At 72.3% G+C, this 13,046-nt stretch carries 14 protein-coding genes and 1 pseudogene; 3 read left to right on the forward strand and 12 right to left on the reverse strand.

Annotated elements, in window-relative coordinates; translation table 11 throughout:
* Positions 1–49: 49 nt before the first annotated feature.
* The 10 genes and pseudogenes from H0S67_RS15775 to H0S67_RS15820 all read right to left on the reverse strand — a co-directional run bounded on the left by H0S67_RS15775 (position 50) and on the right by H0S67_RS15820 (position 9,487).
* Positions 50–1,558 (reverse strand): LVIVD repeat-containing protein, encoded by a 1,509-nt coding sequence (locus H0S67_RS15775; protein WP_180933813.1) that lies wholly within the window; start codon positions 1,556–1,558, stop codon positions 50–52.
* A 55-nt stretch (positions 1,559–1,613) separates the two neighbouring features.
* Positions 1,614–1,820, reverse strand: coding sequence for an MreC domain-containing protein (locus H0S67_RS15780; protein ID WP_180933814.1), 207 nt, complete (start codon positions 1,818–1,820; stop codon positions 1,614–1,616).
* 75 nt (positions 1,821–1,895) lie between these two features.
* The gene (gene mutM / locus H0S67_RS15785) at positions 1,896–2,795 is read right to left on the reverse strand and encodes a bifunctional DNA-formamidopyrimidine glycosylase/DNA-(apurinic or apyrimidinic site) lyase (RefSeq protein ID WP_180933815.1); all 900 of its coding nucleotides are present in this window, start codon (positions 2,793–2,795) and stop codon (positions 1,896–1,898) included.
* A 13-nt stretch (positions 2,796–2,808) separates the two neighbouring features.
* A complete protein-coding gene (gene rnc, locus H0S67_RS15790) occupies positions 2,809–3,606 on the reverse strand; it encodes a ribonuclease III (protein ID WP_246354791.1) in 798 nt (265 codons plus the stop codon).
* Entirely contained in the window at positions 3,561–3,746 is a 186-nt protein-coding gene (gene rpmF, locus H0S67_RS15795) for a 50S ribosomal protein L32 (RefSeq protein WP_135080093.1), read from the reverse strand. The genes rnc and rpmF overlap by 46 nt, the downstream gene beginning before the upstream one ends.
* Before the next feature lie 43 nt (positions 3,747–3,789).
* Positions 3,790–4,340 (reverse strand): annotated as a pseudogene (locus H0S67_RS15800) (YceD family protein).
* An 85-nt stretch (positions 4,341–4,425) separates the two neighbouring features.
* Positions 4,426–4,923 carry a pantetheine-phosphate adenylyltransferase gene (gene coaD, locus H0S67_RS15805; RefSeq protein WP_180933816.1) on the reverse strand — a complete coding sequence of 166 codons (498 nt, stop codon included), beginning with the start codon at positions 4,921–4,923 and terminating at the stop codon, positions 4,426–4,428.
* 2 nt (positions 4,924–4,925) lie between these two features.
* A complete protein-coding gene (rsmD, locus tag H0S67_RS15810; protein ID WP_180933817.1) occupies positions 4,926–5,507 on the reverse strand; it encodes a 16S rRNA (guanine(966)-N(2))-methyltransferase RsmD in 582 nt (193 codons plus the stop codon).
* Positions 5,508–5,529: 22 nt separating this feature from the next.
* Entirely contained in the window at positions 5,530–7,770 is a 2,241-nt protein-coding gene (locus H0S67_RS15815; RefSeq protein WP_180933818.1) for an ATP-dependent DNA helicase RecG, read from the reverse strand.
* Positions 7,771–7,783: 13 nt separating this feature from the next.
* Positions 7,784–9,487 carry a DAK2 domain-containing protein gene (locus H0S67_RS15820; RefSeq protein WP_180933819.1) on the reverse strand — a complete coding sequence of 568 codons (1,704 nt, stop codon included), beginning with the start codon at positions 9,485–9,487 and terminating at the stop codon, positions 7,784–7,786.
* Between the two features lie 263 nt (positions 9,488–9,750).
* On the opposite strand from H0S67_RS15820, the gene rpmB reads away from it, so the two are divergent.
* Positions 9,751–9,936 (forward strand): 50S ribosomal protein L28, encoded by a 186-nt coding sequence (gene rpmB, locus H0S67_RS15825; protein WP_180933820.1) that lies wholly within the window; start codon positions 9,751–9,753, stop codon positions 9,934–9,936.
* 144 nt (positions 9,937–10,080) lie between these two features.
* Here the strand turns inward: rpmB and H0S67_RS15830 are convergent, their stop codons facing one another.
* Positions 10,081–11,040, reverse strand: coding sequence for a thiamine-phosphate kinase (locus H0S67_RS15830; protein ID WP_180933821.1), 960 nt, complete (start codon positions 11,038–11,040; stop codon positions 10,081–10,083).
* 117 nt (positions 11,041–11,157) lie between these two features.
* Here H0S67_RS15830 and H0S67_RS15835 point away from each other — a divergent pair, with 117 nt between their 5' ends.
* Positions 11,158–11,394: an Lrp/AsnC family transcriptional regulator gene (locus H0S67_RS15835; RefSeq protein WP_056149245.1), complete on the forward strand. Its 237-nt coding sequence runs from the start codon at positions 11,158–11,160 to the stop codon at positions 11,392–11,394.
* A 33-nt stretch (positions 11,395–11,427) separates the two neighbouring features.
* Positions 11,428–11,913 (forward strand): DUF3515 domain-containing protein, encoded by a 486-nt coding sequence (locus tag H0S67_RS15840; RefSeq protein ID WP_180933822.1) that lies wholly within the window; start codon positions 11,428–11,430, stop codon positions 11,911–11,913.
* Between the two features lie 4 nt (positions 11,914–11,917).
* Here the strand turns inward: H0S67_RS15840 and H0S67_RS15845 are convergent, their stop codons facing one another.
* A complete protein-coding gene (locus H0S67_RS15845; RefSeq protein WP_180933823.1) occupies positions 11,918–13,045 on the reverse strand; it encodes a D-alanine--D-alanine ligase family protein in 1,128 nt (375 codons plus the stop codon).
* Between the last annotated feature and the right edge of the window lies 1 nt (position 13,046).

The following is a 13,046-nucleotide window of genomic DNA, read 5'->3' on the forward strand; positions in this document are numbered from 1 at the left end:
CGCACGGGGTGTGCGCCCGCACTGACGGCCCCTCGTCCCGCCCCGTGGATCAGGAGACCCTGGCCGAGCGCCGACGGCGGCGTACGGCGAACGACAGCGCCATCGAGCCCCCCACGAGACCCATGGGCACCACACCCTCTCGGGCGCGGTCGGCGACCGTGCTGTCCGGCACCGACCTCGGCGACGGCACGGCGGCGACCCCGTCTCCGGGAACGTCGACGGCGTACACGTCGAGGCCACGGACCAGGTCGATGGAGTAGACGACGTTGCTCTTCGCGCCGGTCTGGTGGCCGCTCCGGTCGTAGACCGGGACCCACATGCTGTCCCACACCTCCGAGGCCCCCCACACGGCGTAGCCGAAGGACTTCAGGTGCCGGGGATCGCGGACGTCGATGAGCTGGGTTCCTCCACCGTAGAAGCCGGCGGCGACGATCCCGCCGGGCCGGAAGTCGAACCAGTGGGCGGAGCAGAACGCGCCCCGGGACAGCGGGAAGGTGCCGAGGTCGGAGAGCTCGACCTTGTCCAGCGGCACGATGGCGGACTTCGTGCCGTCCAGCCGCTTGACCCACCAGGTCTGGAACGAGCCGGCCTTGGTGCAGTCGGTCTGCTCGTAGTCCTCCTCGGTGGTGAGCAGGACGTTGCCGTGGGCGAAGGACGGGGCGCTGTCCGGCTCGAAGGCCCGGGCGTTGGGTCGGAAGGAGTTGTGCTCGATGAAGTCGTTCCACCCCGGGTGAGCCGGGTCGGTGCCACGGCCCGCCCGGCCGGTCGTGGTGATCAGCCTCGGGTGAGCCGGGTCGGTGGTGCGCCACATCGACGCGCCGTTCCACCCCGTGTGGGTGCCGATGCCGGCGGCGTCGAAGTTCCACTTGTGCCCGGCGGTGGGCGACCAGAACGGCTGAATGCCGTCCGTGCCGGGCTTCGCGTCCACCTCGTGGGGCCTGCGGAGATTTCGCAGGTCGAAGATCGAGAAGTGGTTGCCCTCCCCCGCGGAGTAGGCGTACGTGCAGTTCGCCGACGTCACGCACGCGACCGTGTGGGTGCTCGTCGTACCCGGAGCACGCGACAGGATCCGTGGCCGCTCAGGGTCGGTGACGTCGACGACGATCAGCTCGCCGCCACCGACGTTGGTGTGCTGGACGTCGCCGGGCGACGCCTGGACCGAGTCGACGCCGATCAGGGCGAAGCGGCGGATGCCGTGGGCGGTCCGGCGCTCGCCGCAGTTCATCGCCTCGTTCTCGAACAGGACGTTCGGCAGCTCGCCCACGACGGTGGGGTGCGCGGCGTCGGAGACGTCCCAGACCCGGACCGAGTCGGCGCCGCTGGTGACGAAGATCGGGGCGGATCTCATGAAGCACCCGGAGATGCCGACCTGTCCCGGGTCAGCCGTCACGTGGCGGACGTTGGGACTGGAGAGCAGGGCGCTGCCCGACTCGCCGGCCAGCGCAGACTGGGCGCGGTGCGGACCGCTGTGGTCCCCGTGGGCGGCGGCCGGACCGGCCGTGCCGAGGGCGGCACCGAGGGTGAGTGCCAGGGACGCGAGCGCGACGACGGGACGCATGGCGGGTCAACGAACCGACGGGCCCGCGGTCACGCGCCCGTCGATGGAGCCCGGCTCAGGCGGGCTGCATCTCCTGCATCGCGGCGGAGTCGAGGTCGAGCAGCGCGGCTTGGGTGGCCGTCAGCCGGTCGTTCTCCTCGGAGAGTCGGCGGACCAGAGTCTCGAGCTCACCCACACGGGTGCGCAGCCGGTCGTTCTCGGCCACGAGTCGTGCAGGGGTCCGCAGGTCGCTGTTCATGTAGCCGATCAGCGCCTTGGCCATGGAAGAGCCTTCCGGGTGGGAGGGTAGTCCGCGGTGGCGGACCGTCTTCAAGAGTCTCACCCGCGGGGCGTCGGGTCAATCGACCGCGGGCAAAGGCTGGGGCAGCGTCCGGCGACGCTGGGCCGACGCCCGCGGAGCGGGCTGGCACCGGGGACAGAAGTACGACGACCGGTTCATGAACGCGACGCGTCGGATCGGCGTCCCGCAGCGCTCGCAGGGCTCCCCCTCACGCCCGTAGGCGTGCAGCGACCGGTCGAAGTACCCGGACTCGCCGTTGACGTTGACGTAGAGGGCGTCGAAGGAGGTTCCGCCCTGCCCCAGTGCGTCGGACATGACCTCGCGGGCGTGGCCGAGCAGCTCGCGGACCTGCCGGGCGGTGAGCCGCTCCCCCGGTCGCTCGCCGTGCAGCCGCGAGCGCCACAGGGCCTCGTCGGCGTAGATGTTGCCGACGCCCGACACCAGGCCCTGGTCGAGCAGCTGCCGCTTGATCCCGGACGTACGCCGGCGCACACGGCGCACGAACTCGTCGTCGTCGAACTCCGGGTCGAGGGGGTCGCGGGCGATGTGGGCGATCTCGGAGGGCAGCTCGGCGCCGCCGGCCGAGACCGACAGGCCGCCGAACATGCGCTGGTCGACGAACCGCAGCTCACGCCCCTCGTCGCTCCCCTCCAGCGCCAGGCGCACCCGGAGGTGGCGCTCGTCGGGGGCCCCGGGCAGCTGCACCAGGATCTGCCCGCTCATGCCGAGGTGGCCGAGCAGCGCGTCCCCGTTGTCGAGCGGCAGCCAGAGGTACTTGCCGCGCCGGCGGGCGGCCTCGATCCGACGACCCTCCAGCGCCGCCGCGAAGCCCGCGGGGCCGCGCAGGTCCCGGCGTACGGGACGGGGGTGGAGCACGTCGACCCGGGTGATCGTGGCACCGAGGACGTGGCGCTCGAGTCCCGCGCGCACGACCTCGACCTCGGGCAGCTCAGGCACGGTGTCGGCGGGGTCAGTCGGGGACGACGGCGCCGCGTGCGGCGCTCGCGGCGGGGTCCTCGATGCCGAGGTCGGCGGCGATCTCGCTGTACGCCGTCTCGGCGGCGGCCTGCTCGGCCTCCTTCTTCGACCGGCCCACGCCGTTGCCGTAGAGGGACTCGCCGACCCGGACCTGGGCGGTGAAGGTCTTCATGTGGTCGGGGCCGTCGTCCTCGATGACGTACTCGGGGACGCCGAGGCCGTGCTCGGCCGACAGCTCCTGCAGCGAGGTCTTCCAGTCCAGCCCTGCCCCCATCGCCGACGCGGCGACGATCAGCGGGTCGAAGAGCCGGTGCACGACGTCCGCGGAGACGGTGAACCCGCCACTGAGGTGGACCGCACCGAGGACGGCCTCGACGGTGTCGGAGAGGATCGAGGCCTTGTTGCGACCCCCGGTCGACTCCTCGCCGCGGCCGAGCTTGACGTGCTCGCCGACGCCGATGCTGCGACCGACCTCCGCCAGCGCGCGGGCGTTGACGACCGCGGCACGCAGCTTGGCCAGCCGGCCCTCGGAGAGGTCCGGATGGGTCCGGTAGAGCGTCTCGGTGACGACGACGCCGAGCACCGAGTCGCCCAGGAACTCCAGGCGCTCGTTGGTCGGCAGGCCGCCGTTCTCGTAGGCGAACGACCGGTGGGTGAGGGCTCGCTCGAGCAGCTCGGGATCCAGCTCAGGGTTCCCGAGCGCTGCTCGCAGCTCGCCGTAGTTGGTCAGTGGACCGGGTCGACTCAGAGGACCTGACGACGGTCGGCCCGGGCGCCGTACTGGCCACACTCGCCGCACGCACGGTGCGGGAGGTGCTTGGCACCGCAGGCGGGGTTCGCGCAGGTCACCAGGGACGGCGCGACGGCCTTCCACTGCGAGCGACGGTGACGCGTGTTGCTGCGCGACATCTTCCGCTTCGGGACAGCCACTGTTCTCTCCTCATACCAGGACCGGGACGTCCGGCCGGACGTGTTACTCGGGTTGTTCGGGGTGGTTCTCGAGCGCGGTCAGCTTCGCCCAACGCGGGTCGATCGCAGCCTCGTGCCCGTGGTCCGGGTCGTCTGCCAGACGAGCCCCGCACTCGGGGCACAGTCCGGGACAGTCGTCCTGGCACAACGGCTGGAACGGTAGTGCGAGCACCACCGCGTCCCGCAGCAGGGGCTCGAGATCGACCAGGTCGTTCTCGAGCGTGCTGACCTCGTCGTCCTCCTCGGAGATGGCGTGGTCGGCGTACACGAACAGCTCCTGGAACTTCCCCTCGAGCTCGTCGGAGATCGGTTCCAGGCACCGTACGCACTCGCCCTCGAGCCCGGCTCGCGCCATGCCCGTGACCAGCACCCCTCCATGACCGCCTCGATCCGCAGGTCGAGATCGACCGGCGAGCCTTCGGGGACACGGAGAACTTCGATGCCCAGATCTGCCGGTGCCGGAACCGTTCGTGAAACCTCGCGCTGGGACCCCGGGCGGCGGCCGAGCTCGCGTGTGTCGAGCACGAGCGGCGCTCTCGGGTCCAAATTGCTCAGGGGATTCACTTTCGGGTCCGGACAGGACAGATCGCCAAGAATGTTAACCGTCAGGGGCTCGGGACGGCAAAACTGCGCCCGGGGCCTAGCGGCCCTCGGCCTCGGCGTTGGCGGCGAGCCGCTCCACCAGGAGCTCGTGGACCAGCGGCGGCACCAGCCCGGACACGTCTCCCCCGAACGTCGCGACCTCCTTGACCAGGCTTGAAGCGAGGAAGGAGTACTCGGGGCTGGTGGGCACGAACACCGTCTCCACGTCGGCGAGCGACGCGTTCATCTGCGCCATCTGGAGCTCATAGTCGAAGTCGCTGACCGCGCGCAGGCCCTTGACGATGGCGTGGATGCCCCGCTCGGCGCAGAAGCTGGTCAGCAGGCCGTCGAAGCCGTCGACCTGCACGTTGCCGTAGCCGTCGCAGACGTCGCGGAGCATCTGCATGCGCTCCTCCGCGCTGAACAGGCGGTTCTTGGACTTGTTGACCCCGACGGCGACGACGACCTCGTCGAAGAGCTTCGAGGCCCGCGAGATGATGTCGAGGTGCCCGTTGGTGATCGGGTCGAAGGATCCGGGGCAGACTGCTCGGCGCACGGTTACTCCTCGGGGGCTGGCGTGGACGCGGCGTGACCGTACCAAAGCACCGTCTCGCCGTAGCGCTTCTCCCGGGTCGCGGAGAAGCCGTCGGGCCACACCGGCTCAGGGCTGCGCGTCGACCGCTCCACCACGACCAGCGCCCCCGGCACCAGCCAGGCCTGGCGGGCCAGCGCGGCCAGGTCGTCGGCCACGGCGGAGTCCGCCAACGGGTAGGGCGGGTCGAGGAACACCACGTCGTACGGCGCGGCCGGCGACCGGCGCAGGGTGCCGGCCACTGAGGCGGCCAAGACGTTGGCCCGGGCGAACCCGAGGGCGCGGGCGTTGGCCGAGATCAGGGCGGCGGTGCGACGGTCCTGCTCCACCAGGGTCACCACCCCGGCACCGCGGGACCAGGCCTCCAGCCCGACCGCGCCCGACCCGGCGTACAGGTCCAGGAAGCGCAGCCCGCGCAACGACCCGCACCACGACTCGACCGCCGAGAAGAGCGCCTCGCGGACCCGGTCGCTGGTCGGACGCGTGCTCGCTCCCCGGGGGGTCGCGATGCGTCGGCCCCCCGCCGCTCCCCCGATGATGCGCGTCATGGGAGATCCCGGACAGGGGCGCTCATGACTTGTCCATGAACTCGGACTGGACCGACCGCTCGAGCTGCTCCACCGCAGCGGCGAGGCCGGGCACCTGACGCAGCTCGAAGTCGGCGTCGAGGAGCTCCTTGGCGGCGGCCCGCGCGTCGAGGATCGTGGCCTCGTCGCGCAGCACCCGGAGGTTCTGCAGGCTGGACCGGAAGCCGGACTGGGACTTGCCGAGCACGTCGCCCTCGCGGCGCTGCTCGAGGTCGACCCGGCTCAGCTCGAACCCGTCGGTCGTGGCGGCGACCGCCTCCAGCCGGGCCCGGGCGGGGGTGTCGGCATCGCACCGGGACACCAGCAGGCACAGGCCGGGATGCCCGCCGCGGCCCACCCGGCCGCGCAGCTGGTGGAGCTGGGAGACCCCGAACCGCTCGGCGTCGAGCAGGACCATCGCCGTCGCGTTGGCGACGTCGACACCCACCTCGATGACCGTGGTGGCGACGAGCACGTCGATGTCGCCGGCCGCGAAGGCCCGCATGGTGCGGTCCTTCTCGTCGGGGGGCATCCTGCCGTGCAGGCAGGCCACGCGCAGGCCCGCCAGCGGGCCCTCGGAGAGGTCGGCGGCGACGTCGACCACGGCGCTCAGGCCGGTGCCGGTGCGGTCCACGACCAGGTTGCCGTCCTCGTCGAGGTCGAGCTGGTCGTGCTCGCCCTGCTCCATCTCGTCGCGCACGATGCGTGGGCACACAACGTACGCCTGGTGACCCTTCTCGACCTCCTCGCGCACCCGCTCCCAGACCCGGCCGATCCACTGCGGGTGCTCGGCGAGCGGCACCAGGTTGGTCTGGATGGGCGCCCGCCCGGCCGGCAGCTCGGTCAGCGTCGAGGTCTCGAGGTCGCCGAAGACCGTCATCGCCACGGTGCGCGGGATCGGCGTCGCGGTCATCACCAGCACGTGGGGCGGGGTGCCGGCCTTGTCGGTGAGCGCGGCCCGCTGCTCGACGCCGAAGCGGTGCTGCTCGTCGACGACCACGAGCCCGAGGTCGGCGAACATCACCGTCTCCTCGAGAAGGGCGTGGGTGCCGACCACGATGCCGGCCTCGCCACTGGCGATCCGGGAGAGCGGGGCGGTGCGCTGAGCCTTGGTCATCGAGCCGGTCAGCAGCTCGACCGTGGTGGCGTCGGGATCGCCGCCGAGCATGCCGCCTGCCGCCAGGTCTCCCAGCATCGCCGTGATCGAGCGGTGGTGCTGCTGGGCCAGCACCTCCGTGGGGGCGAGCAGGGCGGCCTGGCCGCCGGAGTCGACCGTGCGCAGCATCGCCCGCAGGGCGACGAGGGTCTTGCCGGAGCCGACCTCACCCTGCAGCAGCCGGTGCATGGGGTGCGGCTGGGCGAGCTCGTGCTCGAGCTCGGCCCCGACGGAGCGCTGGCCCTCGGTGAGCTCGAAGGGCAGCCGCTCGTCGAACCGCTCCAGCAGCCGGCCCTGGTCCCCGGTCCGCGCCTGCGCACCCAGCGCCATCAGCTCGCGGCGGCGACGGCCGAGCACCAGCTGGGTGACCAGCGCCTCCTCGAAGCGGAACCGGCGCCGAGCTCGGGCGACCTCGCCCTGGTCCGCGGGGGCGTGGATCCAGTCGTAGGCCGTGCGGATGTCGAGGACCTTGTGCTCGGCGCGGACCTCGTCGGGCAGCAGCTCGGGCACGTCGTCGAGAACGGTGAGAGCGAAGGTCACGGCGCGCTGCAGGTCCCAGGAGTCCACACCATGGGTCAACGGGTAGATCGGGTAGTAGTCACCCATCGCGTCGAGGGACATCTGGGCGGCGTCCTCGTCGCCGGACCCGAAGAGCACCATCTGCGGGTTGGTGAGCTGCCACTCGCTGCGGAAGGTGCCGGCCTTGCCGAGGAAGATCCCGCGGCGCCCCACGCGCAGGCGGTCGGCCTGCCACTCGCTGATGTGCTTGGACTTGGCGAAGAACGACATCCGCAGTGACGGGCCGTCGGTGCGCAGCGTCACGTCGAGGCGGTACGCCGGCTTGCCGGTGCGCCGGTCCTTGTAGGTGTGGGTCCTGCTCCCCACGACCTCACCGACCAGCGTGAGCAGCTGGCCCTCCTCCAGCTCCTCGACCCGGGTCAGCTCGCCGGTCTTGAGGTAGCGGCGCGGGAAGTGGTGCAGCAGGTCGCCGACGGTGCGCAGGCCGAGCCCCTCGACGATCCGCTTGGCCTTCTTCCCCTTGGTGCTGGCGCCCAGGACGGACTCGATGGGCGACTCGAGGGTGATCATGCGCGGCTCCGGGTCACTCGACCGACATCAGGAGCTGGTAGCGCTCCTGGCCCCCGTCGTACACGACGACATCGACAGCGGGGTGGCGCTCCTCCACCCAGGCGGCGCTGCGCGCGGCCAGCTCGGCGGGGTCGGCCCCGGCGTACGCCGCGGCGTGGGGGCCGTGGTCCACCGACCCGGCGACGATCGTGACGAGCTCGCCGCCGCCACCGAGCAGGCGGTCCAGCACGCCGGTCGCGACGGCGTACAGGTCCTCCCCGACGAGGGCGAAGTCGCCGGCGACCACGCCGAGGACGTCGCCCGGCTCGCAGGGGCCGGCCATCGTGATCGCCTGGCGGGCCGCGACCGTGACCGCGCCGTGGCGGGCGTGGCGGGCGGTGGCGGTCATCTCGAGGACGTCCTGGTCGAAGGTGCGGCCGGGCTCGTGGACGGCCAGCGCGGCGAGCCCCTGGACCTGGGCCTGGGTGGGGATCACGGCCACGCGGAGGCCGTGGTCGCCCTCGGCGGTGCGCGCCGCGATCTCCGCGACGCGGACCGAGTCGGGGTCGTTCGGCAGCACGACCACCTCGACGGCGCCGCAGGCGGTGATGGCCTCCAGCAGCTGACCGGTGGAGGGCCGCCGGCCCGGACCGCCCTCGACCACGACGGCACCGGCCTCGGCGAAGAGCCGTGCGAGGCCGGGGCCGGCGGCCACGGTGACGATCCGGCGACCCGCCCGCTCGCCCTCGCGCTGCCGGGCCTTCTCGCGGGCCCGGTCCACCTGCTCGGCGAAGTGGGTGACCCGGACCCGGTGCGGGCGACCCGCGTCGATGCCGGCCTCGATGGCCGCGCCGACGTCGTCGACGTGCACGTGGACGTTCCACAGGCCCTCGCCGCCCACGACGACCAGGGAGTCGCCGAGGCCGCCCAGCGACTTCTTCAGGCCCGGGATGTGGTCGTCGTCGGCGTCGAGGAGGTACATCACCTCGTAGGCGGGGCCGTCCGCGGTGAGGTCGCCCTCCCGCGCCTGCACGGCATGCGGGACCGGGATCGCGTGTGCGCCGAACGGCGCCGTCACCGGCGTGGGTCGCCGTCCGGTCAGCACCGTCTCCGCCGCGTCGAGGATGACGCTCACCCCGCGACCGCCGGCGTCGACGACACCGGCGTCGCGCAGGGCGGGCAGCTGCTCGGGCGTGTGGGCGAGAGCCTCGCGAGCCGCCGCGGCGGCGGCGGTGAAGACGTCGCGGGCCCGGGCCGAGATATCGGTGGCTCGTTCCTCGGCGGCGACGGCCGCGGCCCGCGCGACGGTCAGCATGGTGCCCTCGACCGGGGTGCCGACCGCCGCATAGCTGGCGTCGGCGGCCTGGCGCAGGGCCTCGGCCATGACCACGGCGTTCCGGTCGCCGGGCCCGGAGGCCGCGATCCGGTGGCAGATGGCGCCGAGCATCTCGCTCAGGATCACCCCCGAGTTGCCGCGGGCTCCGAGCAGCGCGCCGCGGCTGCAGGCGGCCAGCGCCGTACCCCGGTCGGCGTCGGGGTCTCCCCCGGTTGCCTCGCGCAGCGCGTCCCGGGCCGCCGAGACGGTCAGGAACATGTTGGTGCCCGTGTCGCCGTCGGGGACCGGGTAGACGTTGAGGGCGTCGATCTCCTCGCGCGCCCCGGCCAGCGACTCGGTGGCGATGTCGACGAAGCGCAGCACCACGGCGAGCTCGATCGTGCCCCGGTGTGGAACTTCCATCGCCGTGCCTCGTGTCCCGTCTCCCGTCGGCGCGTCTCGTGCACGCCGGGTGAAAGCCACAGGATAGGGCGTGCGAGCATGGTGCGACCCAGACCGCCCGCGGTGCCACCCCCGTGCCGCTCTCGGGCCGGACCCCGTCGCGACGTGGTGTTCGCACCGCGCTTGCCACGATTCGCACCCGGGCGGGGGCATCGGATACTCTGATGCGGTTGCCCGCTCGGTCGGGCTCTTAGTTCTGCAACCTCGATCTTCAGGAGTTCACGGTGGCTGCCGTCTGTGACATCTGCGCCAAGAAGCCGGGCTTCGGTCACAACCGGCCGTGGTCGCGCAAGATTACGAAGCGTCGCTTCAACCCCAACATCCAGCGCGTGCGGGCGACCGTCAACGGCACCCCCAAGCGCCTCAACGTGTGCACCGGCTGCCTCAAGGCCGGCAAGGTCACTCGCTGACGTAAGCACGAAGGCCCCCGAAAACTGCGCTGCAGCTTTCGGGGGCCTTCTGCGTGCGTCAGCAGGCGCCGAGTCGGCGTTGCTTGACCGGAGGAGCGAAGCGGGCGGGGTCAAGCAACGCCGACTCGGCGTGCCTGTCCCCGGCTAGAAGTGCACCCAGCCCGTCGGGCCCTCGTAGGCCGCGCCGTCGACGGTGACGCCGGGTCCGTCGGGCCCGGCCGCGGAGACCGAGCCGATGACCGACCACCCCTCGGGGACGGCGCCCTCCGGGAAGGTGGCGAGCAGGGCGTGGTCGTCACCGCCGCTCAGGATGAACTGCAGCGGGTCGGCACCCAGCGCCGCGCCCACGGCCTGGAGCGGGTCGGGCACCTCGAAGGCGGAGCGGTGAACGTCGATCGTGACCCCGGACCCCGTGGCGACATGTCCCGCGTCGGCGAGCAGCCCGTCGGAGATGTCGATCATCGCGGTGGCGCCCGCCTCGGCGGCGATCCGGCCGGCGTCGTACGGCGGCTCGGGACGGCGGTAGGCCTCGACGAGCACCCGAGGCGACCGGAAGCCGCGCCCGAGGACGGCGAGGCCGCCGGCGGCCCAGCCCTGGCGACCGCAGATCGCGACGACGTCGCCCGGCTCGGCACCGGAGCGGACGACCGGAGCGTGGGTGCAGGCACCCAGCACCGTCACGGCGATCATGAGCTGGTCGGACCGTGTGACGTCTCCCCCGACGACGCTGGCGCCCACCAGGGCGCACTCCTCGGCGAACCCGCGGGCGAAGTCGAGCGCCCACTGGACCGGCAGGTCGGCGGGGGCCGCCAGCCCGATCGTCAGGGACGTCGCCCGGCCACCCATCGCGTTGACGTCGGAGAGGTTCTGGGCGGCGGCCCGGTGACCGACGTCCTCCGCCGAGGCCCACTCGCGCCGGAAGTGCCGGCCCTCGACCATCAGGTCCGTCGAGACGACGACGTGGCCGGTCTTCACGCGCAGCACCGCCGCGTCGTCCCCGGGGCCGATCAGCACCTGCTCACCCTGTTCGAAGACGGCGGTGAGGGCGCTGATGAGGCCGAACTCGCCGGCGTCGGCGAGCGTGGCGTCGGGGGGAAAAGCCATGCGCCCATCCCACCAGATCGGGCCCGGGATCCCGGACATGGGCGCACCTATCGGCACGTGTGGCCGGCACGGTAGGTTGACCGTCACACGAGCACCGAGACAAACGAGGAGCGCACGATGGTCGTCCAGGCGTACATCTTGATCCAGACCGATGTCGGCAAGGCTGCCGAGGTTGCCTCCGCCATTGCCCAGGTCAAGGGCGTCACCCTCGCCGAGGACGTCACCGGGCCGTACGACGTGATCGTGCGCGCCGAGGCCCGCAACGTCGACGAGCTCGGCAAGCTGGTGGTCTCGAAGGTGCAGAACCTCGACGGGATCACGCGCACCCTGACCTGCCCGGTCGTGCACATCTGAGTGGCCGGCACGTCTGACCGTCGACGACGCCCCGTGTCCCGGTGGACACGGGGCGTCGTCGCGTCGGCATGCCTGCTGCTCACCTCCTGCGGCTCGGGTGCGGTCGAGATCGACGCATCCCCGATGTCGGCCGCCGACCAGGCTGCCTGCCGCAAGCTCGTCGCCGACCTCCCCAGGACCATGGCCGGCCAGCCCGTGCGGGAGGTCTCCGGGGACACCGGCCTGGGCGCCGCCTGGGGCGATCCCGCGATCGTCCTGACCTGTGGCGTGCCCCAGCCGTCGAGCTTCTCCGACACCTCGACGTGCATCCAGACCGCCGGCGTGGGCTGGTACGTGCCCGACGACGTGCTGCTGTCCAACGACCAGTCGCGGGACGTCACGATGACGGCGGTGGGCTACCGGCCGCGGGTGCGCGTGTTCCTGCCCGGGGAGTACCGCCCGGACGGGTTCCCGAACACCGCAGCCGCCATCGGTGCGGTCGTCGACCGCGACCTGAAGCTGGTCAAGCCCTGCAAGTAGGAGGTCAGCGCAGGCCGGTGTCGCGCTGCAGGGCGAGGCGGATCAGCCGGTCGACGAGCGCCGGGTAGTCGAGCCCGCCCGCGGCCCACATCTGCGGATACATCGACGTCGGGGTGAAGCCGGGCATCGTGTTGATCTCGTTGACGACCAGCGAGCCGTCGGGGAAGACGAAGAAGTCGACGCGCGCCAGTCCCTCGCAGCCGACGGCCTCGAACGCCCGGGCGGCCAGCCCGCGCAGCTGCGCGGTCACGTCGTCGGGGATGTTCGCCGGGATGTCCACCTCGGTCTGCTCACCGGGGAGGTACTTCGCCTCGAAGTCGTAGAACTCGTGGTCGCCTCCCACGCGCAGCTCGGCCGGGACGCTCGTCTCGGGAGTGCCGTCGAGCGCCTGGAGCACGCCGCACTCGACCTCGCGCGCTCCTTCGGCCGAGACCTCGACGAGCACCTTCGGGTCGTGGCGCAGGGCCTCCGCGACGGCGTCGTCGAGCTCGGAGGGGTCGTGGACCTTGGAGATCCCGAAGCTGGAGCCGCCCCGGGCCGGCTTGACGAACAGCGGGTACCCCACCGTGGCCGCGCGCTCGCGGCAGCCGACGGCGTCGTTCGCCCACTCCCGGGCGGTGACCGTCACCGAGGGCATCACCGGCAGCCCGGCGGCCTGCAGGACGATCTTCATGTAGGCCTTGTCCATGCTCACCGCCGAGGCGAGGACCCCGGCGCCGACGTAGCGGACCCCGGCCATCTCGAACATCCCCTGGATCGTGCCGTCCTCGCCCCACGGTCCGTGCAGCAGCGGGAAGACGACGTCGACCTCGCCCAGGGTGCGCGGCGGCTGGGCGGGCTCGGTGACGACGAGGTCGGTGGAGCCCACGTGCTGGGAGAGCGCGACCGACGCGCCCGCGGAGTCGACCGTCGGCAGCTTGTCGGCGGACTCGATGCGCAGCCGCTCGGGGTCGCCGGACTCCAGCACCCAGCGGCCGTCGGTCGCGATGCCGACGGGGACGACGTCGTAGGCGTCGCGGTCGATCGCCTGCAGCACGCTGCCGGCCGTGACGCACGAGATGCCGTGCTCGCTGGAGCGTCCACCGAACACGACGGCGACGCGGGGCTTGCGGTTCGGGGTGGGCTCGTTCATC

The organism is Nocardioides ungokensis, assembly GCF_013466985.1.
GTDB classification, from domain to species: Bacteria; Actinomycetota; Actinomycetes; order Propionibacteriales; family Nocardioidaceae; genus Nocardioides; species Nocardioides ungokensis.

Coding starts and splice junctions, on each gene's coding strand:
- H0S67_RS15830 (WP_180933821.1), bottom strand. CDS start 11,040: ATGGCTTTTCCCCCCGACGCCACGCTCGCCGACGCCGGCGAGTTCGGC.
- H0S67_RS15775 (WP_180933813.1), bottom strand. CDS start 1,558: ATGCGTCCCGTCGTCGCGCTCGCGTCCCTGGCACTCACCCTCGGTGCC.
- H0S67_RS15780 (WP_180933814.1), bottom strand. CDS start 1,820: ATGGCCAAGGCGCTGATCGGCTACATGAACAGCGACCTGCGGACCCCT.
- H0S67_RS15820 (WP_180933819.1), bottom strand. CDS start 9,487: ATGGAAGTTCCACACCGGGGCACGATCGAGCTCGCCGTGGTGCTGCGC.
- H0S67_RS15815 (WP_180933818.1), bottom strand. CDS start 7,770: ATGATCACCCTCGAGTCGCCCATCGAGTCCGTCCTGGGCGCCAGCACC.
- H0S67_RS15835 (WP_056149245.1), top strand. CDS start 11,158: ATGGTCGTCCAGGCGTACATCTTGATCCAGACCGATGTCGGCAAGGCT.
- H0S67_RS15845 (WP_180933823.1), bottom strand. CDS start 13,045: ATGAACGAGCCCACCCCGAACCGCAAGCCCCGCGTCGCCGTCGTGTTC.
- rsmD (WP_180933817.1), bottom strand. CDS start 5,507: ATGACGCGCATCATCGGGGGAGCGGCGGGGGGCCGACGCATCGCGACC.